Source organism: Oligella ureolytica DSM 18253, from assembly GCF_000373745.1.
Taxonomy (GTDB): Bacteria; Pseudomonadota; Gammaproteobacteria; order Burkholderiales; family Burkholderiaceae_B; genus Oligella; species Oligella ureolytica.
This window is the reverse complement of sequence record NZ_KB892279.1, coordinates 59,132-80,210: the sequence shown is the minus strand read 5'-3', so window position 1 is coordinate 80,210 and position 21,079 is coordinate 59,132. Positions and strand designations below refer to the sequence as shown.

General features: G+C 45.7%; 20 protein-coding genes. 6 read left to right on the top strand and 14 right to left on the bottom strand.

The window, feature by feature from the left end; genetic code table 11:
• The first annotated feature begins 151 nt into the window (after positions 1-151).
• The 3 genes from ettA to B092_RS0100345 all read left to right on the top strand — a co-directional run bounded on the left by ettA (position 152) and on the right by B092_RS0100345 (position 2,480).
• On the top strand, positions 152-1,825 hold the full coding sequence (gene ettA / locus B092_RS0100355; protein ID WP_026253492.1) for an energy-dependent translational throttle protein EttA: 1,674 nt from the start codon (positions 152-154) through the stop codon (positions 1,823-1,825).
• Positions 1,826-2,004: 179 nt separating this feature from the next.
• Positions 2,005-2,214: a hypothetical protein gene (locus B092_RS0100350; RefSeq protein ID WP_018573254.1), complete on the top strand. Its 210-nt coding sequence runs from the start codon at positions 2,005-2,007 to the stop codon at positions 2,212-2,214.
• Between the two features lie 56 nt (positions 2,215-2,270).
• On the top strand, positions 2,271-2,480 hold the full coding sequence (locus B092_RS0100345) for a glycine zipper 2TM domain-containing protein (protein WP_018573253.1): 210 nt from the start codon (positions 2,271-2,273) through the stop codon (positions 2,478-2,480).
• A gap of 113 nt (positions 2,481-2,593) precedes the next feature.
• On the opposite strand, the gene minE is transcribed toward B092_RS0100345, so the two are convergent.
• The 9 genes from minE to B092_RS0100300 form a co-directional block, all read right to left on the bottom strand.
• Positions 2,594-2,887: a cell division topological specificity factor MinE gene (gene minE / locus B092_RS0100340; RefSeq protein ID WP_018573252.1), complete on the bottom strand. Its 294-nt coding sequence runs from the start codon at positions 2,885-2,887 to the stop codon at positions 2,594-2,596.
• A gap of 3 nt (positions 2,888-2,890) precedes the next feature.
• Positions 2,891-3,706, bottom strand: coding sequence for a septum site-determining protein MinD (gene minD, locus B092_RS0100335; protein ID WP_018573251.1), 816 nt, complete (start codon positions 3,704-3,706; stop codon positions 2,891-2,893).
• 110 nt (positions 3,707-3,816) lie between these two features.
• Positions 3,817-4,587: a septum site-determining protein MinC gene (gene minC / locus B092_RS0100330; RefSeq protein ID WP_115148615.1), complete on the bottom strand. Its 771-nt coding sequence runs from the start codon at positions 4,585-4,587 to the stop codon at positions 3,817-3,819.
• Between the two features lie 37 nt (positions 4,588-4,624).
• Entirely contained in the window at positions 4,625-6,382 is a 1,758-nt protein-coding gene (locus B092_RS0100325) for a glutamine--tRNA ligase/YqeY domain fusion protein (RefSeq protein WP_018573249.1), read from the bottom strand.
• Positions 6,383-6,457: 75 nt separating this feature from the next.
• Positions 6,458-7,888, bottom strand: coding sequence for an ATP-binding protein (locus tag B092_RS0100320; protein WP_018573248.1), 1,431 nt, complete (start codon positions 7,886-7,888; stop codon positions 6,458-6,460).
• 41 nt (positions 7,889-7,929) lie between these two features.
• Positions 7,930-8,619: a response regulator gene (locus B092_RS0100315; RefSeq protein WP_018573247.1), complete on the bottom strand. Its 690-nt coding sequence runs from the start codon at positions 8,617-8,619 to the stop codon at positions 7,930-7,932.
• 76 nt (positions 8,620-8,695) lie between these two features.
• The gene (locus B092_RS0100310) at positions 8,696-9,403 is read right to left on the bottom strand and encodes a coiled-coil domain-containing protein (RefSeq protein WP_018573246.1); all 708 of its coding nucleotides are present in this window, start codon (positions 9,401-9,403) and stop codon (positions 8,696-8,698) included.
• Between the two features lie 22 nt (positions 9,404-9,425).
• Complete coding sequence (gene murU / locus B092_RS0100305) at positions 9,426-10,136, bottom strand: N-acetylmuramate alpha-1-phosphate uridylyltransferase MurU (protein ID WP_026253491.1); 711 nt, start codon at positions 10,134-10,136, stop codon at positions 9,426-9,428.
• Positions 10,136-11,185, bottom strand: coding sequence for an aminoglycoside phosphotransferase family protein (locus B092_RS0100300; RefSeq protein ID WP_018573244.1), 1,050 nt, complete (start codon positions 11,183-11,185; stop codon positions 10,136-10,138). Before B092_RS0100300 ends, murU begins: the two co-directional genes overlap by 1 nt.
• A gap of 185 nt (positions 11,186-11,370) precedes the next feature.
• Here B092_RS0100300 and B092_RS0100295 point away from each other — a divergent pair, with 185 nt between their 5' ends.
• From B092_RS0100295 to rsmA, 3 genes are read left to right on the top strand one after another with little or no spacing between them, the layout of a single operon-like run.
• The gene (locus B092_RS0100295; protein ID WP_018573243.1) at positions 11,371-13,767 is read left to right on the top strand and encodes an LPS-assembly protein LptD; all 2,397 of its coding nucleotides are present in this window, start codon (positions 11,371-11,373) and stop codon (positions 13,765-13,767) included.
• Positions 13,768-15,258, top strand: coding sequence for a peptidylprolyl isomerase (locus tag B092_RS0100290; protein ID WP_018573242.1), 1,491 nt, complete (start codon positions 13,768-13,770; stop codon positions 15,256-15,258). It abuts the gene before it with no gap.
• Between the two features lie 25 nt (positions 15,259-15,283).
• Positions 15,284-16,069, top strand: coding sequence for a 16S rRNA (adenine(1518)-N(6)/adenine(1519)-N(6))-dimethyltransferase RsmA (rsmA, locus tag B092_RS0100285; RefSeq protein WP_018573241.1), 786 nt, complete (start codon positions 15,284-15,286; stop codon positions 16,067-16,069).
• A gap of 86 nt (positions 16,070-16,155) precedes the next feature.
• On the opposite strand, the gene gloA is transcribed toward rsmA, so the two are convergent.
• From gloA to glyQ, 5 genes are read right to left on the bottom strand one after another with little or no spacing between them, the layout of a single operon-like run.
• Positions 16,156-16,569, bottom strand: a complete 414-nt coding sequence (gloA, locus tag B092_RS0100280; RefSeq protein ID WP_018573240.1) for a lactoylglutathione lyase — start codon at positions 16,567-16,569, stop codon at positions 16,156-16,158.
• Between the two features lie 44 nt (positions 16,570-16,613).
• A complete protein-coding gene (locus B092_RS0100275; RefSeq protein WP_018573239.1) occupies positions 16,614-17,387 on the bottom strand; it encodes a lysophospholipid acyltransferase family protein in 774 nt (257 codons plus the stop codon).
• 11 nt (positions 17,388-17,398) lie between these two features.
• The gene (gene gmhB, locus B092_RS0100270; protein WP_018573238.1) at positions 17,399-17,950 is read right to left on the bottom strand and encodes a D-glycero-beta-D-manno-heptose 1,7-bisphosphate 7-phosphatase; all 552 of its coding nucleotides are present in this window, start codon (positions 17,948-17,950) and stop codon (positions 17,399-17,401) included.
• 27 nt (positions 17,951-17,977) lie between these two features.
• Positions 17,978-20,107: a glycine--tRNA ligase subunit beta gene (gene glyS / locus B092_RS0100265; protein ID WP_018573237.1), complete on the bottom strand. Its 2,130-nt coding sequence runs from the start codon at positions 20,105-20,107 to the stop codon at positions 17,978-17,980.
• A 1-nt stretch (position 20,108) separates the two neighbouring features.
• Positions 20,109-21,017, bottom strand: coding sequence for a glycine--tRNA ligase subunit alpha (gene glyQ, locus B092_RS0100260; RefSeq protein WP_018573236.1), 909 nt, complete (start codon positions 21,015-21,017; stop codon positions 20,109-20,111).
• Positions 21,018-21,079 lie beyond the last annotated feature (62 nt).

The following is a 21,079-nucleotide window of genomic DNA, read 5'->3' as shown; positions in this document are numbered from 1 at the left end:
TCTATAAAACGATTAATATTAATATGTCATACTGCTTAAGTCTAAGTCATTTTGGGCAGAATAAGTATCTAAATGGCTGTCTTTACAACAGATTTAATCTGTATTGATTACAATTAGCTGGTATTTTAAAACTATTTTATTTTAATTATTTATGGCGCAATTTGTTTACACAATGAATCGTGTGGGTAAAACAGTCCCACCCAAACGTCAAATCTTAAGAGATATCTCCTTATCATTTTTTCCGGGCGCAAAAATCGGTGTGCTTGGTCTCAATGGCTCCGGTAAATCGACTTTACTTAAAATTATGGCCGGCCTTGATAAAGAGATTGACGGTGAGGCTATCCCCATGCCGGGCATTAGTATTGGCTATTTGCCGCAAGAGCCTCAGCTTAACCCGGAGCATACTGTTCGTGAGTCGGTTGAAGATGGATTAGGAGAGGTGTTTGCCGCTCGCAAGCGTCTTGATGAGGTATATGCTGAATATGCCGAGCCCGATGCGGATTTTGATGCCTTAGCGGCTGAACAGGCAGAGCTGGAAGCGATTATTTCTGCAGCCGCAACTGCCGGTAGCGACGATCTTGATCATCAATTGGAAATCGCTGCAGATGCCTTACGCCTACCCCCTTGGGACGCTAAAGTTGAGCACTTATCCGGTGGTGAGAAGCGTCGCGTGGCGCTTTGTCGTTTATTATTGTCAAAGCCGGATATGTTGTTGTTAGATGAACCAACCAACCACCTAGATGCGGAGAGTGTTGAGTGGCTGGAGATCTTCTTGCAAAAATTCCCGGGTACAGTGGTGGCTGTTACGCACGACCGTTATTTCTTAGACAATGCAGCGGAGTGGATTCTTGAGCTTGACCGCGGTCATGGTATTCCATGGAAGGGTAACTACACCTCTTGGTTAGAGCAAAAGGAAGACCGTTTAAAGCTTGAAGAGGCGGCGGAGAGTGCGCGTCAGCGTACGATTAAGCGAGAGTTAGAGTGGGTTCGTCAAAACCCTAAAGCTCGCCAAGCAAAATCCAAAGCACGTCTTGCGCGTTTTGAAGAGTTGTCTTCACATGAGTATCAGCGTCGTAATGAAACCCAAGAGATTTTTATACCGGTAGCAGAGCGCTTAGGCCAAGAGGTTATTGAGTTTGTTAATGTTTCTAAAGGCTTCGGCGACCGTCTATTGATTGATGACTTAAGCTTCAAAGTGCCTGCTGGTGCGATTGTTGGTATTGTCGGCCCTAACGGTGCCGGTAAATCCACGTTATTCCGTATGATTGCAGGCCAAGAGCAGCCGGACAGTGGTGAGGTCAAAATTGGTCAAACGGTCAAGTTGGCTTATGTTGATCAATCACGTGACAGTTTGGAAGATGGTAAATCGGTATTTGAAGTGATCTCTGACGGTCAAGATATTTTGACTGTCGGTCGGTTTGAGATGTCATCCAGAGCATACTTAGGACGCTTTAATTTCAAAGGCTCAGATCAAAGTAAAATTACCGGTGAGTTATCCGGTGGTGAGAGAGGTCGCTTGCACTTAGCTAAGACACTCATTAGTGGCGGTAATGTCCTTTTACTTGATGAACCATCTAACGACCTGGATGTTGAGACGCTACGAGCGCTTGAAGATGCCTTACTTGAGTTCGCCGGTACAGTGATGGTGATTAGCCATGACCGTTGGTTCTTAGACCGTATTGCTACACATATCTTGGCGTACGAGGGTGATTCACAGCTGTATTTCTTTGAGGGTAATTATCAGGAATATGAAGAAGATAAAAAGCGTCGATTGGGTGAAGAAGCTGCCAAGCCTAAGCGTATTCGTTTTAAATCTTTAAAATAAAATACAGCGCACGGTATTTTTTCATATAGATACATTTATATAAGTATTTAAATAGTATTTACTTGTCACTTGGGTTAACTTACTGGTAATAAGTTGTCGCAGTGGCCTTTGAACTCACTGTGCAAGTTTAGATTTTTCAGTTTTGAAAATTATAAGTATTAAATTATAAGAGGTGTGTTATGAAAGTCACAATTGGTAAATATCTTGTATTAGCTGCACTCGTTGGTAGTCTTAGCGCCTGCGGCCATATGTCTACTCGTGATAAGAGCACGGTTGCCGGGGCCGCCATTGGCGGTGGTGCCGGAGCTATTTTAACCGGTGGTAGCGGTTGGGGTACGGTCGGTGGTGCAGCGGTCGGCGGCATCATTGGTAACCAAGTAGGTAAATAGTATTTTTATGGCGCTATCTATAGATAGCGCCGAGTATTATATTAGAGGGGTCAGTTGTGAAGAATAAAATTGGCAAATATGTTGTTTTAGCTGCACTTGTTGGTAGTTTAGCGGCCTGTGGGCATATGTCCAGCCGTGATAGAAGCACAGTTGCCGGGGCTGCCATTGGTGCCGGTGCCGGTGCGTTAATTACTGACGGTGACGGCTGGGGTACCGTGGGAGGGGCTGCTGTCGGTGGCCTTATCGGTAACCAAGTCGGCAAGTAATAAACTGGCAATTAGCGCTAAGTTAAGTTTTAAAAACAATAGCCGGATAATTAATATTATCCGGCTATTGTTGTTTGAGAGCTAACTGCTTCGGTGTAAGCAACGCGACTAAGTTAGGTGGTCGATTCGTTTTTAGCCTCTTTGGCTGCGTTAATCTCTTCTTGACTCATTTCTATCTTGACTTCTAATACCTCTAAGTTGTCTTGCTTATCAAGGGAGACTTTAATATCATCCTGATTGACTTTGACGTATTTAGAGATGACTTGAATCAGTTCTTTTTGTAGCTCGGGTAAAAAATCCGGGCCGTCATTGGCATCACGTACTAAAACAAAGCTAATACGCTCCTTGGCAATTTTTGCCGAGTTGGACTTTTTTCTTTCACCTAATAATAATTTAATTAAAGACATCAGCTATTTACCTCCGAAAAGGCGCTTAAATAAACCGGCTTTTTCATGAGTTGTAAAGCGCATTGGTTTCTCTGTGCCCAAGTAGCGGTCAACAATATCCTGATAGGCTTGAGCGACGACACTTTCCTTGAGATGAATGACGGGCGAGCCTGTGTTGGACGCTTGGATAACATCATCAGATTCCGGAACGACGCCAATTAATTTGATACGTAAAATATCCTCGATGTCCTTGATTGACAGCATATCGCCTTCTTCTACGCGTCTTGGGTTGTAGCGCGTGATGATGAGATGCTCCTTAATGGGCTCTTCAGAGGTTTCTGCACGCTTAGATTTAGAAGATAAAATACCAAGGATGCGATCGGAGTCACGTACTGAGGAAACCTCAGGATTGGTCACGACCAGGGCGTCATCAGCATAATAAGCAGCCATCAGCGCTCCGGCTTCAATACCGGCAGGAGAGTCACAAACAATATACTCAAAATCCATGGTTTTTAAGTCGTCTAAGACCTTACCCACTCCCTCGATGGTGAGCGCGTCTTTATCGCGAGTTTGTGACGCTGGCAAAATGTATAAATTGTCTAGTAACTTATCCTTAATGAGTGCTTGATTGAGGGTGGCTTCACCGCTAATCACATTAATGAAGTCATATACTACACGACGTTCACAACCCATAATTAAGTCTAGATTACGTAAACCCACATCGAAGTCGATAACGGCAGTTTTGTGACCGTGCATGGCTAAGCCAGCTGCAAAGCTGGCACTTGTGGTGGTTTTACCTACGCCACCTTTTCCAGAAGTTACAACAATAATACGTGCCATAAAGGTTCCTATTTATAAAAATTTGGATATTATCTTAACTGAAAATTAAGCTGTGTGTATATGCTTCCATGTACTTGTAATACATTATTGCATATGGTCTATTTGCTTTTTTAGTTTAGATCGTCACCTTGATGAAAGAGTAGCGATTCATGTTCTAATTCAATAATTACTGGTTGCTTATGAATTTCTGTTGAGAAGTCCTGGTCAATCAAACGATAAATACCAGCAATTGCTACTAACTCCGCGTCTAAATGTGATGTGAAGATACGAGCGCTTGTGTTGCCACGAGCACCAGCGATGGCTCTACCACGTAAAGGGCCATAGACGTGGATATTGCCGTCGGCAATAATTTCTGCACCGCGACTGACTGCACCAATGACAATTAAATCGGCGTTACGCGCATAAACTCGCTGACCTGAGCGTAGTTGACGCTTGAGGACCATGGTCGGACTGACTTGTTCCTCCAGCGCTTGCTTTTTATGATCGGGGTCTTGAGAAGCGGGTTGCGGACTTGCTTCTAGGACTACCGGCTCATCCGTAGGGCTAGGCTCAGGTGCTTCCCGGCTAGGTAGGTTGTCTACATCAATAATATAGAGTCCGCGACCCTTAGCTTGCTCTAAGAGCTCACCCTGTGCGCTAACGCCAATGACGGGAAGATTTTTACTTTCTAAAAAATCAATGAGCTCTGCCCATGCTAAGGGCGCTTCGATTCCATTAACATCAATGATTAAGGGTTCGTTTAAAAAAAGACTGCCCGTGTTGGCTAGCCTTTCTTCTAGCGATTTCTTAATTTCTTCAATGTCATTACTTTGCAAAATCAATCGCAGAGTATAGATAAATCCGCCTTTGAGTTGTAAAACCGATGCTGCTTGATTACTCACGCTTGTGTCCATTTAAAAATTAAATAAAACGTCTGCTCTATACCCAATTATCACGTAGGGTAGTGCTACGGTTGATGACCATCTTGCTTGTGTCTTGTGGATCAACATCAACATAGAAATAACCTAATCGCTCAAACTGCCAGCGAGCGCCCGGCGTGATCTCTGTGCCCGGCTCAATAAAAGCTTGTACCGTTTTAACTGAGTTCGGATTGAGGAGTTCGAGGAAATCCTGGTCACCGGCATCGGGGTTTTCTACCGTAAATAGACGGTCATAGAGTTTGACCTCGACAGCTTGTGCGTGCTCTATGCTGATCCATGTGATGTTGCCTTTGACCTTGACGCTGTTGGCTCCCGGTGTGCCGCTTTTTGTGTCAGGTAAATACTCAGCATAAACCTCAAGGATTTGACCGTTTTCATCTTTTTTAAAGCCGGTACATTTAACGATGTAACCGTACTTTAAGCGAACCAGGTTGCCCGGGAAAAGGCGGAAGTACTTTTTGGGTGGATCTTCCATAAAGTCTTCACGTTCAATCCAGAGCTCACGACTAAATAAGAATTCGCGGGTACCTTGCTCAGGGTTGTGCGGATGCTTTGGTGCACGACACAACTCTGATTGACCCTCCGGGTAATTGGTAATAATCAATTTAAGCGGATCAAGCACGGCAACGCTGCGATCGACTTTAGGGTCTAAGTCGTCACGTAATGCTTGTTCAAGAATATTATAGTCAATACGAGAATCTGCCTTTGATACACCGATACGTTCGCAGAAAAGGCGAATAGATTCCGGCGTGTAACCACGACGACGTAAGCCCATGATTGTCGGCATACGTGGGTCATCCCAGCCGCTGACGAGGTTTTCATCGACCAATTTCTTGAGTTTGCGCTTACTGGTGACGACATGATTTAAGTTTAAGCGAGCGAACTCATACTGATGAGGTCGGTGCTTAGGTAAATGGCCAAGCGCAATAAGTTTATCAATCACCCAATCGTAAAATGGGCGTTGATCTTCAAATTCCAAAGTACAAATACTATGCGTGATCATCTCTAGCGCATCCTCTAGGGGGTGCGCGTAGGTGTACATAGGATAAATTGGCCAATCTGAACCGGTACGATGATGAGCTTCATGACGAATACGGTAAATGACTGGATCGCGCATGTTGATATTTGGTGATGCCATGTCAACTTTGGCGCGCAAGCATAGGCTGCCGTTGGGATGTTTACCGTCACGCATTTCAATAAAGAGCTTTAGTGACTCTTCGACAGGACGATTACGCCATGGTGAATCGACGCCGGGCGTAGTAAGGGTGCCGCGGTTTTCGCGAATTTCCTCTTGCGTTTGCTCGTCGACATAAGCATCGCCACTTTCGATGAGGGCAAGAGCGAACTCATAGAAGTACTGGAAGTAGTCACTGGCGTAGTATAAATGCTCGCTATCACCGTAGTTCCAATCAAAGCCTAACCACTTGACCGTATCGATAATACTGTCAACATAGGCTTGCTCCTCTTTTTCGGGATTGGTGTCGTCAAAACGTAGGTGACACTGACCGGCATAGTCGCGCGCTAAACCGAAGTTAAGGCAAATACTTTTGGCGTGACCAATATGTAAAAAGCCGTTAGGCTCAGGCGGGAAACGTGTGCGAATACGCGCAAGATCTTTTGGAGCATCTTGTTGCATAGATAAAGGCCCAGGTTTCCCGGCCCAACGCTTATTTTGAAATTTATTTGCGCTTAGATCTTTTTCAATAATAGTGCGCAGAAAATTTGAAACAGGTACGTCTGAATTAGATGCACTCATAGATGATAAATACAGATTAATTAAATTTAAATAACACCCTACATTGTGCCATACTCGGAGGGTATACACGTTCAATTAAGATAGTGGAAAGTAAATATCGACACGTAATCCACCGGATTCATGATCGTTTAATTCCAAGCGGCCTCCATGAGAAATGACAATTTGCTCTACTAACGCCAGACCGAGTCCTACACTACCGGTTTTGGTGCGTGCTTTGTCCAAACGAGAAAAGGCTCTTAACGCTTCCTCTCGCTGCTCTGCAGGGATACCTTTACCGTGATCGCTCACGCTGATATAAAGTGTTTTGTTATCAGGCATAACCCTAGCCTCGACCTCAACAGGCGCTTCACCGTGCTTTAGTGCATTGCCGATGAGATTGTCGAGTAGGCGATCGAGGGCTAATTTATCAGCTTTAATAGCACAAGACTCAGGTGTTGGTAGCTGTAATAGCTGTACATCTGCACCTGCATCTTGCCAAGAATTGATACGCTCGCTAAGCCATTGACAGATGTCTAGGCTGACTAATTGGTAGCTGGTAGGATCGGAGCCCCGAACATAAGTGATAAATTGGTTGATAATCGCTTGCATTTCTTGAAGATCTTTGCGCATGCCCTCTTTGAGGTTTTCGTCCTCCGTCATTTCAAGGCGTAGCCAGATACGTGCTAAGGGACTTTTTAAATCGTGTGGTAAACCGGCAAGCAGTGTTTGTTGAACCTCTTTAGATTCGTTGAGGCTATGCTGCATGCTATTAAACTGTAAACCTAATTGCTGTGTTTCACGTGGTCCGGATGGTTTTACATAGGCTGTTTGTCCTTTAGCTACCTGTTCAACTGCTTGGCTTAAGCGTGTAAGAGGTCGGGTGAGGTACCAACTGAAGCACAAGCTAAGTACGAGAAGGGCGAAAGAGACAGCCAGCCACAATAGATAAAGGTGAGAGGTGTCGGGCGCTTCAATACGGTTAAGAGGCACGACTAACCAATCTCTGGTTTGACCCAGCTGACCGGGTTCGGCAGTGGGAACAAGAGAAATAAATAAGGCCGGGCGTTCACCTCGACTGAGGGCAATCCGTGTGCCGTCATTAAACTCTTGGTTGAGCTGGCGAACCATTTTGGCCAATCCGGAGGGTTTATTGTGAGGAGGTTTGCGTTTTGGTTTTTCCAGTCTGCCACCTTCATGGCGTCGTTTGCCGCGCGCCCAAGATGTATAGCTGTCTTGGGGGAGCGGACGCTCCAAATACTCCCACTGGCCCAAGGAAGCGGTGTGCACAAATTCCTTTCGCCGTTCTTTTGGGGTATTGTCTAATGATGCCCGTAGTACTCTGATCGTTGAGCTAAGGTGGTTAACGATGACATTTTGGGAGTAACTCTCTCGCAATTCCTGAGCAATGTATAAATTCATCATTTGTACACTAATGATGGTAAATAAAATTAATAAGATTGTTTGGAAGCGTAGAGAAAAAGGCCAGGCCTTTTTTAAACTAAAACGCTTTTTAAGTTTGTTGCTCATTAATGCGACGAGAGTTGTGTGTTAACACGTCATTTCTAAAATTAAGGGGAAAATCGATAGCCTACGCCCCACACTGTTTGTATCCAACGTGGGTTTTTAGGGTCGCTTTCGATGGCTCTTCGTAAACGCAAAATGGCGATATCAATGGCGCGATCATTGCGTTCACCGGTTTCGTCGTCACGTGCTAAGCTCAGTAAGCGGTCGCGACTGAGCGGTTTGCCGGGGCTTGTGACCAGCGCTTCTAATAAATTAATCTCACCACCGGTTAGTTTGACTGCGTTGCCATCTTTGCTGAGTTGGCGGCGCTGCGGGTCAAAAATGAAAGGACCAAAGTGAACCGGTTGGTCTTTGGTTAGGGCAGAAGGGCCTTCTTTGCGGCGCAGTACTGCCTCAATGCGAGCTAAAAGTTCGCGAGGATCAAAGGGCTTGCCCACGTAGTCATCAGCGCCGGATTCGAGGCCAATAATACGATCAATGGGTTCATCTTTTGCAGTTAGAAGGATAATGGGAATATCCTCATCGACAGCACGTAGGCGACGGCAGGCGTCAACCCCATCACCGCCCGGCATCATACGGTCAAGAATCACTAAGTCAGGCGCAAAGCGAATGATAAGTTGCTCTAGGCCTGTCGCATCTTCAGCTAATAACGAATCATAACCATGACGGTTTAAATAGTCAGATAATAATTGACGTAAATCAGGATCGTCATCGACAACAAGAATTTTTTTCACAAGCTTACTCCTTACTTTCTACTATTATGGGGATTTGAGAAGGCTTAGACAAGCTTGCGAAATCAATTGAAATGGCTTAGTTGACGTTAAAGGTGCGACGACCCAACACTTCACCGCTGTTACTGTCTTTGACAGTGAACGTGACAACGGTGGCGGTTAATGTGCGCTGTGGCTCCGGGTATTCAAGTTCACCGGCAAGTTGACTCATGCTGCCAACGGTGGCTGTAAACGGTTCCGGCGTAGCTCGACCTAAGCGGCCATTACGATAGCGTCCTTCAACATTCGCTTCGATAGTAACATGAAAATCTTGTGCATTTTCATCGCGTTTCATCAACAGCAAATCATAGTGCAGTTTTCCTAATTCTGCTTCTAAGGTGGCATGGCGTAAGCCGACCGGTGTGCCGCTTGGGTCTTGGGGAATAGCGCGTTTTAATAAATCGATTTCTTCTTTGAGTGAGGTGATTTGTTGTTGATTTTGTTCGTGTTGCGCCAGTAAGCGACTATTTTCATTTTCGGTTTGCTGCAAGTTCTGGCTCAGCTCTTCGCCACGAGCTTGTAGGGCGTATTGCTCTTGGTTCAGGTTGGTGATTTGCTGGTTTAGTTGCTGTGACTCTTCTACTGTAATGCGCGTTGGGCCATAATTTGTTTGTAAAAACCAAAATCCGCCTGCGCCTATAATGACTCCTGTAAAAAGTACGACCATCCAACGTGGCATCCCACGCTTGCGACGGCTGCCGGTTTCATAAACAGAAGGTTTAAAGGCTCGATTTGACGATCTAAACATAAAGATTTTTCCTATTTCCTACTTAATTTTCCAGTTGGCTGAGTTTGTTGTTAAGTGATGCTAAACGCTCAGGGGTTCCAACATCTACCCATTCGCCTTGAAAATGTTGGCCTGCTACCTGTTGTGTCATCATTGCTACCTTGAGCAGGGGCGCTAATGGTGCTTTTGTTCCAGGTGTAATGCCTTTAAATAAGCTCGGGTGATACACTCCGATGCCGGCGAAGGTTAGTGCGTCAGTTGCATCAGTCAAAGCGTTTTTTGGTTGTACTTTGGCATTGGGCTTTAAAACAAAATCACCGGTGGGGTTATGCTCAGGATTATCCACTAAGAGTAACCAAGCTTGGGCTGCACCATTGTCGATCGCATTGACATGGGCCATTGCTTCCAGTGGATTCCAATCGCACCAGACATCGCCGTTAATCACTAAAAAAGCATAGTCACCAAGCAAAGGTAGGGCGTTAACAATACCCCCGGCGGTTTCTAAACCCTCCTCACCTTCGGGAGAATAAACAATGCTCACCCCATATTGAGAGCCGTCACCTAGGTAGTCTTCTATTTTAGAGCCTAGCCATGCATGATTGATGACAATATCAGTAATGCCTACTGCTTGTAGTCGTTCGATGTGATGGACGATAAGCGGTTTGCCGGCTACCTCAAGTAAGGGCTTGGGTGCGTGGTCTGTCAGAGGGCGCATGCGCTCGCCACGACCGGCTGCCAATATCATTGCCTGAATCAAAACGTGTACCCCGCTTCTAGAGTGATGTTGTCAAGACGATCTAAGATGCGAGCGATAATTGCGTACTCATCATAGCGATTGGCAACTTGCCTAATATAGGCTGTTACGCGGGGGATATGGTCAAGGTAATGCTGCTTATTGTCGCGTAAGGCTAAGCGTGCGAAAACGCCTAAAATACGTAGATTACGCTGTAGGCTCATTGCCTCATAGTGGCGATGAAACTGACCGAATGATTCCGGTACAGGCAAACCGGCAGCACGCGCCTTTTCCCAATAACGAATAGCCCAATCAAGTTGCTGAGGTTCCTCCCAAGTAGTACGAGCATCCATCACTAGAGAAGCCACATCATAAGATAGGGGGCCATATAGCGCATCTTGGAAGTCGATCACAGCGGGGTTGCTTTTGTCGGCACTTGACTCAACAAGCATCAAATTAGGTGAATGGAAGTCTCTATGTACGAATACTTGCGGTTCCTTAGCGTTGAACTCAGCGAGTGCATCTAGTACGGGGTAGAGCCTTTGTTTTTCTTTTTCAGTCAACTCGTTTTCTTTGTGTTTTTTAACATACCACTCTTCGAAAAGATTCATCTCTTCGCGCAGACGTGGCGCATCATAAGGAGGTAGATGCGCTGCTGGGGTTTGCTGGATGAGCACCAAGGCATCTAAAGCTTCACGGTAAATAGTTTGTAGCTTATTGTCATCAAGGCCGTTTTGTATGGCTTGATAATAGGTGCAATCACCAAGATCGGACAGTAGTAAGAAGCCAAGTTGCTGATCTTCTTCGAGGATTTTTGGCACATTGACACCGTGCTGGTCGAGTAAACGGGCGATATCACAAAATGCAGCACAGTTTTCTTGTGCCGGAGGAGCGTCCATAATAATAAGGGTTTTGTTAAACGCGTTACTGACAATGCGATAGTAGCTTCTGAAGCTGGCATCTGCCGAGGCGACGCGGAGACTTTCGATGTCAAATAGGTATTTGTCAGTATGCTGAGACAACCATTGGTGTAATTGTTCTGAGCGTTTATCAGTGATATTTAAGGTCATAAAACTATAAATAAATGTATTAGGAGAAAGAATTCAATTCAACCGAAAGACTTGCTATAAAATAAGCGGTTGTGTCAGTAAAATATCACTAATTTTAGAACATACTGAGCTTTTATGTCTTAGAGAGTGACTTTTTTTACTTTTAGCTTTTATCGGGTTTTATCCTAGTCCAATTGGAATAAGTAGTGTTTAAACGCAGCGGTTTGCTTCTCATTATTTTAGCCGTTAGTATTCAGGCGTCTGTGCATGCACAGACTGACGGTTTGCGCGTGCCTTTGCTGGCATCTCCTATGTTGAGAAATGTGCCAACAGCCAAAGACGATATCGTGACCATTACCGACAGTGCCACCTTAGATGTGATAGAGGATACCAATAAGCTGATCTTAGAAGGTGATGCTCAGGTTCGACGCTCAGATGCCATTTTGAAGGGTGACCGTATCACGTATGATAGAGCACTGGGACAGGTTCGCTCTGTGGGCAATGCTCGTCTTTACCAAGAGGGTAACTTAGTCACCGGTGAGGAGCTTGAGTACAACGTAGATAAAGAAACCGGCGAGTTCTTGGGGCCTGTTTACTCTTTCGCAGACGGCGGCTCCGGAGAGGCTGCTTTTGCCGATATGATTGATGACAATCATTTGCGACTTTTTGATGCTACCTACGCCGCTTGTCCTTGTCCATCACCTTCTTGGTATATATCAGCGGATCAGGTCGATATTTATAATGACGAAAATAAAGGGGTTGCGCGCAACGCCACCATTCATGTGGCTGATGTGCCGGCTTTTTGGTCTCCTTATTTTACTTTCCCGGTAAGACAAGAGAAGAAAACCGGTTTTTTGGCGCCGACTTTTGGCTACTCTTCACGTAGTGGTGCTGATTTGGTGGTGCCGTATTTTGTCAATTTGGCGCCAAATTATGACATGACCTTTTATCCGCGTTGGCTCTCTAAGCGCGGCCTGATGTTGGGTAGCGAGTTTCGTTATTTACGACCAAATTATTCAGGCCAAATTACTGGCAGCTACATGGATAAAGACGATAAATTTGGCGATAAGCGCTGGACTTATGGTATTGTTCACCGTCAGCGATTAGGACAGGTGCTGGGTTTTAATCTCGGCTTAAATGTTGATTGGAATAAAGCCTCGGATGGTGATTACTTTCGAGATCTAACAAATTTAGGTCTTAATGAGTCGGACAATAGTTATTTAAATCAGAGTGCCTCGCTAACGTTTTCAGGTTACAAGTACTGGAGCGGGTTTTTACGTTGGCAACAGTATCAGGGCTTGCACGATTTACAACTCAACCGGGAGACGCCGGGTCGTGGTATTTATGCTCAGTATGAGCGTAAGCCTGAGCTATTAGTTCGTGGCGCGCGGTATGATTGGAATGGTTTTGACGTTAATACGGTCAATACACTAACGCGCTTTGAGTTTCCAAAGTTCCCTGCGCATTTAAATGGCGGGGAATCTATTTGGCAAAACTATGATGGCCATCGTCGTCATGACGGTACACGATTTACTTCTTACAGTACGATCAGCTATCCAATTATAAGACCCGGTTGGTACGTCACGCCTAAGGTCGGTTTGCACTTTTCTCACTACGATACAGATTGGATTGGCCCGACGAGTGCTCAAGACGGTACGCGAGTGCGTGGGCAGAGTCGTACTTTACCGATTTTTTCTATTGATTCGGGCATGACTTTTGAGCGCGATACGACCTTTTTTGGTAATGCGGTAAAGCAAACTTTAGAGCCCCGTTTGTACTATCTTTATATTCCGCATAGGGATCAGTCCAGTATTCCTGTGTACGATACCTCAGTGAGCCAATTCGGCTTTGGTACTGCGTTTACTGAAAACCGTTATGCGGGGGGCTGGGATAGAATTAATAATGCCAATCGCGTGACCATGGGTCTAACGTCTCGTTGGCTGGAAGCAGATAGTGGGGTTGAGCGATTAGCCTTACAAGTAGCGCAAAGCTTTTCTTTTGAGCCGCAGAAAGTGACGCTTTCTAATAATGAGCAGTTAGCCAATAATCGTTCGGAGTTTTTGGCTGGCTTGAGTGCTCGCTTAACAGATACGTTCAATACAGAAGCCGCGATACAATATGACCCTTATGCCAAGAAGATCGCTCAATCGATGGTCTCATTACGTTGGAATCCTAAGCGTTTAACTTCAGTCAGTTTATCTTATAGATATCAGCGCGAGCAGTATGAGAATCCTGAAACAGGTGTCATTTATCCCTATCAGTTACCGGCTAAAGAAAATGTCATTGTCGCCGGTCAATGGCCATTTACTAAGCGACTCAATATGGTAGGACGATTGGATTATTCGATTAGAGAAAGCCGCTCCACTCAGTCTATCGTGGGCTTAGAGTATAAGGGTGAATGTTGCTGGGCGGCTCGCATATTATTCCAAAGATATGCAGTTGCACGTGAAGAAACAGATTCGCGTGTGTATTTCCAGTTAGAATTAAGTGGTTTAGGTGCCTTGGGCTCTGACCCAATGTCAACGATTAGAGATACGATCCCGGGCTATGAATCAACAGAAGTTCCAATGCCGGTACGTTCTATATTTGAAAGGTATGAATAAATGCGTAAACAAGTAACATTACGACAGTTTGCTTTAAAAGCATTACCTCTAGTTCTTTTGGCTTTGCCAATGAGTTTTACTCAGGTTCAAGCACAGGGTGCCAGAGCCACTCAGCCAGGGCAGTTTGCTGATGGTATTGCCGCCATTGTGGGCTCGGAAGTCATTACCATGCGTCAGCTGCAAGAGCGTATGAATGCTAATCGTATTTCCGGTAATGATGGTCGCGGCCAAGCGCAAATCCTGCAGGGCATGATTGATGAGCTATTGGTTGAGGATGAGGCGCTGCGTTTAGGTTTGCGAGTGTCTGATGGTCGTTTGAATCAGGTCATTAGTGAAATTGCAGGCAATAACAATATGACGCCTGAGCAGTTACGTGAAGCGGCTAATCAATACGGCATTAATTGGGAAACTTACGTCGAAGGCATTCGTCAGCAAGTTTTATTAGATGAGGTGCGCAGTCAGGTGCTCCGCTCGAGAATCAATGTGACTGATGCTGATATTGAGGCGTATATTAAGCAAAATCCGACGGGTGTATCCCCTACGTATGAGCCGCAGTTGATTCAGCCTGACGCGCCACCGCCGGAAAAACGCATTGTGGTAGAGCAGAGTTTTGAGCCCAAGGCCATTGCTTTACAACACATTCATGTTCGAGTGCCTGATAATTCTCCTGAATCGGTTGTTGAGGCAGCGCGCGCGCGAGCAAACGAAGCACTGCGCAAGATCCGCGGAGGAGCAAGTTTTGAGTCGGTAGCGGCTGAGTATTCGGATGCGCCGGAAGCGGCACAGGGTGGTAATTTAGGTATTCGCTTATTTGAAGACTGGGCAAAACTATTTGTTGATCAAACGCGTAATGTTCGTGATGGTGGTGTGACCAGCGTATTTAGTGCAGCCAACGGCTTTCATATTTTAAAAGTAGTAGAGCGCCGAGGTATTATTCATGAGCGTCAACGTGAGGTGATGGTACAACCACCGCGACCGGCACCGGTTATCGTGCATGATCCTCGTGTTGAAGTAGCCCGTCAAGAAGGGCCCGTCGAAGTGACCGACTCACATATTCGTCATATTCTCATTCGCTTTACGCCGGTAGTTACCGATGAGATGGCGCACGAGCGTATTCTAGAGGTGCAGCGAGCGATTCAGGGCGGTATGAGTTTTTCTGATGCTGCTGAGAAGTTTTCTCAAGATTCTTCGGCTCCTATCGGTGGTGATATTGGCTGGGTGACACCCGGTCAAGCGGACCCGGCGTTTGAAGCAGCAGCTAATAACTTACAAATTGGTCAAATTAGCGAACCGGTACGAAGCTCTTTTGGTTGGCATTTAATTGAGGTCATGGATCGCCGTACCGAGGATAAGCAGCCTGAAATTCGTAAAACCTTAGCTAATGAGGCGATTTTTGAAGAGCGTGCAGAAGCGGTATTAGATGATTGGCTAGAGCAATTACGCGGTCGCACCTTTATTGATAATCGTCTTGAAAATACGAGAAATCGTTAGTTTAATTTTTAGTAGGTAGAGAGCATTGGCACATCAAGCTCGTAAACGTTTTGGTCAAAATTTCCTTATCGACAACTATGTGGTTGAGGAAATTGTTCGTGCGATTAATCCTCAAGAAAATGAATTGATGGTGGAAATTGGTCCCGGTCAATTGGCCTTGACTAAGCCATTGTTATCGCATTTAAAGCAGCTGACTGTCATTGAGATTGATCGAGACTTAGTACAACGTTTAAAGCAGAGTTATCCATCTGAGCGACTCAGAGTGATTGAGGGTGATGCCTTAGAGATCGATTTTGCAGAGGTTTTTGAGCTACATAGTTCGAAGCAAAAGTTACGTGTCGTCGGAAATCTCCCCTACAACATTTCGACGCCCATTTTGTTTCACCTAATGGACTTTGCCGATCTGATGGTTGATCATCATTTTATGCTGCAAAAAGAGGTGGTGATGCGTATGGTCGCAGAGCCAGGGACTAAGGACTATGGGCGCCTTTCTGTGATGCTGCAGCAGCGCTATCATATGCAGGCTTTGTTTGAGGTTGGGCCAGATGCCTTTGATCCACCTCCACGCGTAGATTCAGCGATTGTGCGGATGATTCCTTTGGGGGATGATCGATTAAAGCCACAGAATTATCAGCTGTTTTCGGCTGTTGTGGCGCAAGCATTTAATCAGCGTCGCAAAATGATTCGTCGCAGTCTACAGCAATGGGAATTTGATTTTTCAGCCTTAGGGATTGATGAAACCGCTAGGGCAGAGGATTTGAGTTTGGCGCAGTTTATTGCCCTGGCTGATATGGCTCATACTAAGCCATAGTTCGCGCATCTTAGTATGGTCTGAGAGCAAAAAGCCGCAGTTTATTTGGTTGACAAACTGCGGCTTTTTAGCGCGAGCACTAAATCTTATCTCAGTCCGCTACCGGGAGCGTCCATGTCTTTTCTTTCGATGAACTCGATTTTATAGCCATCGGGGTCTTCGACAAAAGCAATCACCGTCTCACCGCCAAGCACCGGACCCGCCTCACGAGTTACCTTGCCACCGGCTTTTTTAACTTTTTCACAGGCTTCATAGGCATCAGGAACACCAATGGCGATATGGCCATAAGCAGTGCCCATATCGTATTCTTCAACGCCATAATTGTAAGTCAATTCAATCTCAGCTTGCTCTGGATTAGAAGCGTAGCCTAAAAAGGCGAGAGTGTATTTGTATTCAGGATTGTCAGAAGTGCGAAGCAACTTCATCCCTAATACGTTAGTGTAAAAATCAATAGAACGTTCTAAATTACCGACGCGCAACATAGTGTGCAGTAATAACATAAGATCTCCTAACTGGTTAATCGACAGGGTTAGCTGCTGCTATTTTACCCTTTTTTACGGGCAGTGTAGACTGGCGTATCAGCAGGGTCGCTGCTTGGGTAGTCTTCAGGATTGATACGGATCATTTCAGATTCAATCCAATGCTCGACTTCTGCAGTAATTTCTTCGCTGCTACGACCTGCCGGTTTGATTGGAGCGCCGAAAGACAGCGTCACTAAACCCGGTTTTTTGATAAAGGAATTTCTGGGCCAGAGCTTACCGGCATTGTGTGCCACCGGGATGATCTCTGTGTCGCTTTGCATAGCTAAACGCACGCCGCCGGGTTTGTAGCGACCTTTGTAGCCGACCGGAATCCGCGTGCCTTCAGGAAACAGCACGGGGGAGCGCCCCTCTTTGATACGTTGTGAGCCTTTGCGAATAACTTGGCGTAGCGCTTCAGATGCTTTTGAGCGATCAATAGGAATGTTGTTTAAGCTTGCTAAAGCCCAACCAAAGAGGGGGATATACTCTAATGTTTTTTTATAAACAAGAACGACAGGGTAGGGGGTAAACCAAGGCATAAACAAGGTCTCATAAGCAGACTGATGCTTGATTAAGTAAATTACCTGACGGTCTGTCGGGATGTTTTCCTTGCCCTTAACTTCATAACGAATACCCAGTATGATTTTAGCTAAATAAATTTGGAGGCGAGGCCATTGGACAGCAAATTTATAGCGTTTATACAAAGGCAAGGGACGAGCCAGTACGATTAAAGGCCCCAGAGTAAAAGCAAGAACGATAAAGCAAATGGTGTAGATTAAGGAGCGAATAAAATTCATAACAATGTCCTTTAATCGTGTTGCGAACTGAGAATGGAATCAACAGCAGCGGCAAGTGTCTCGCTAATCGGTGTGTCCTGATTAAACGCAGGATCCTGTCTTGTTTTTTGACCGTTGCCTGTCAGGACTAGCCATGGCTGGAAGCCGGCACTGGCGGCTGCTTGCAAATCACGTAAAGAATCACCAATCGCATAAATTCCTGAGACGTGTTCAAGGTTATAGCGTCGTTTGATTTCTTCGAACATACCGGGTGCCGGTTTACGACAGCGACATCCATCTTCGGGTTTGTGAGGACAAACAAAAATCGCATCAATGATGCCGCCTTTCTCTGCCAGTAATGAGCGCATCTTTGCATTCATTTCAGCTAAGGCGTCGATAGTAAAATAGCCGCGACCCACACCGGATTGGTTAGTCGCGATGACTACTTTATAGCCGGCAGAGGTCAGGCGCGCAATGGCTTCAAGACTGCCCGGAATAGGCTCCCACTCATCCGCATGCTTAATATAATCAGCAGAATCCTGATTAATCACGCCATCTCTATCGAGAATAATTAATTTAAGCATCTTGAAGCTCCTTGAGGCTTAAATCACTTAGGCTAAGCAGGAAATATCTGCAATCAAATTCATGGTGCTGTGTAGGCGGCTGAGTAATGATAAACGATTGCTACGGATTGCCGGATCATCAGCCATCACCATGACCTCATTGAAAAATTTATCGACGGCAGGACGAGCGGTTGCCATCAAGCTCATGCTGCCGGTGAAATCCTTGGAGGTAAACAGAGCATGAGCTTTGGGCTCCACGGCTTGTAACATGCTGAAAAGCTCTTTTTCTGCCTCTTCTTGAAGTAGCGATTTATCCGGTTTAACAAGCTCGCCTTCGACCTTACGTAATAGGTTAGTAATACGTTTATTGGCGGCTGCTAGGCTTTCAGCTTCTTCTAATTGCGAGAAGGTTTCGATGGCTGCAATGCGCTCCGGAATTTGATCTAAAGGTGGATTGACTGCCAACACAGCATCAATGACTGCTTTGCTATGTTCATGTTGAAGTTGGTTGCGATAGCGCTCAAGGATAAACTGGTAAACCTCATTAGGCGTGTCAGGGCTTAATTGGCTCTCAGCATCAAATAACTCAAGTGATTTATTTAAGATAGCCGGTAAATCTAATTGGCTACTATTTATATCACTTAAGTTGGCTTTTTTTAGCCATTCATAGGCGCTGATGATGCCTAAAGCGGCACGACGCAGACCATAAGGGTCGCGTTCGCCGGTGGGGATGGAGCCGATACCCCAAATGCCGACAAGTGTTTCTACTCGTTCAGCGACAAACAGAAGGAGGGCAGTCAGGCCGTCTTTGTTTGGTGCTAAGTTAAAACGTACATCGTACTGGTGAGCTAAGGCTTGGCAAATCTCATCGGATTCGCCTTCGTGTGTGGCATAGTAAGCAGCCATCACCCCTTGAAGTTCAGGGAATTCGCCAACCATCAATGAGCTGAGATCGGCCTTGGCCAGGTAAGCTGCGCGTTTAGCCAACGCTGTATCTGCACCGAGTTGAGAAGCAATCAGAGCGGCTAACTGCTGGACGCGTTCAGTTCTTTGTAACTGAGAGCCTAGTTTGTTGTGATAAACCACATTAGCTAGTTGCTCAACACGATCGTTTTGAGATGTTTTCTTATCTGTATCAAAGAAGAACTTGGCATCTGCTAAGCGAGGACGCACCACACGCTCATTCCCTTCAATGATGTTTTTAGGGTCTGCGGGTCGCATATTACTGACAATTAAAAAGCGGTGATCGAGCTTGCCACTGGTTTTGTCAAAAAGCGGGAAGTACTTTTGATTTAAGCGCATGGTTAAAATCAAGCACTCTTGGGGTACTTCTAAGAACGCTTGATCAAATTGACCAACATAGACGGTTGGATGCTCAACTAAGGCAGTAACTTCATCTAATAGGGTGGCTACTTCCGGATCATCGCCAATGGTGCTGTTTAATGACTCAGCAGTTTCTAGCAATTGCTTTTGAATATCTGCCTTACGCACATCATAGTCAGCGATCACCATGCCCTCCTCGGCTAAGCGCCGCTCATACTCTTCGGCGTGATTGAGTGTCAGCGTGCTGGCGCCCATAAATCGGTGACCTTCAGTGATACGATCAGCGCTCAGACCTAAGGCCTCAGCAGCTAATATCGTATCGCCATGTAAAACCACTAGACGATGGGCCGGACGAACAAAGCGTACGCTGCTTTGACCGTCTTGTAGCTGATAACGCATGACTTTAGGAATAGGCAACTGATTGATGCTGTGCTCGATAACTTCCTGAATACGGTTTTTTAAAATGGCTCCCGGCGCTTTGCCTCGAGCAATGAGAAAGTCTTGCTTGCCGTCAGACTCGACCACTAAATCAGCTGCTGTTAGGTGACCTAAGCCTTTTGCTTCAAGGCGTTTGTTAAGAGCGGCGGTGGCATTGCCATGCGCATCTAGTCCCACTTTGGCAGGCATCAGCCTTTCGGTAAAGTCTTGTTCGGGTGCTTGCTCTAATACCTGATCAATCAGAATCGCGAGGCGCCTTGGTGTAGCAAAGCGACGGCTTTTGTAGCCGGTTGGTAGTAGGGCTAATTTATTTAAATCTGCTTCAATCGAATTGGCAAATGCATCGCTTAGGCGTTGTAAGGCTTTGGGTGGGAGCTCCTCGGTTAGGAGCTCAATCAATAGGGCGTGATTAGTCATATTACTTAGCCTCCTCAGTTGCTGCTTGTCTTAGCATTGGGAAGCCTAATTGCTCTCTGGAATCGTAATAACATTGGGCGACACCGCGTGATAAATTGCGGATACGTGCAATATAGGTGGCACGTTCGGTCACGCTAATGGCACCACGGGCATCTAGAAGGTTAAAAATATGGGCAGACTTTAGCACCTGCTCATAGGCCGGTAAAGCTAGCTTAAGCTCAACGAGTTGTTGAGCATTGCTTTCGTGATCACTAAAGTGACGGAACAGGGTCTCGACATTGGCAATCTCAAAGTTATATTTAGATTGCTCAACTTCGTTTTGGTGGAATACATCACGGTAGTAGACAGGGTTGCCTTGTAAGTCGGTATTCCAAACCAGGTCATAAACACTTTCTACGTTTTGTAAGTACATTGCTAAACGCTCTAGACCATAGGTAATCTCGCCTGTCGTCGCAGAGCAGTCTAGACCGCCAACTTGTTGGAAATAGGTAAATTGGGTCACTTCCATACCATTGAGCCACACCTCCCAACCAAGACCCCAAGCACCGAGTGTCGGATTTTCCCAGTCATCTTCGACAAAGCGAATATCATGCTCTTCGGGGTTAATGCCTAACGCCCGTAGAGAGTCCAGGTAGAGGTCAATAATATTGCGAGGAGCAGGTTTGAGAGCCACCTGGTATTGATAGTAATGCTGTAGGCGGTTTGGATTTTCGCCATAACGACCGTCATTGGGACGTCTGGATGGCTGTACATAGGCAGCGTACCAAGGTTCAGGGCCAATCGCTCTCAAAAAGGTAGCAGTATGAGAGGTGCCGGCACCTACTTCCATATCATAGGGTTGTAGTAGGGTGCATCCCTGAGCGCCCCAATACTTTTCTAACGTAAGAATAATTTGCTGAAAGCTAAGCATGCTAAGACATTTACCAAAAATTTAATTAACTCATAATTTTAGGATATTTAAGCTGATAAAAC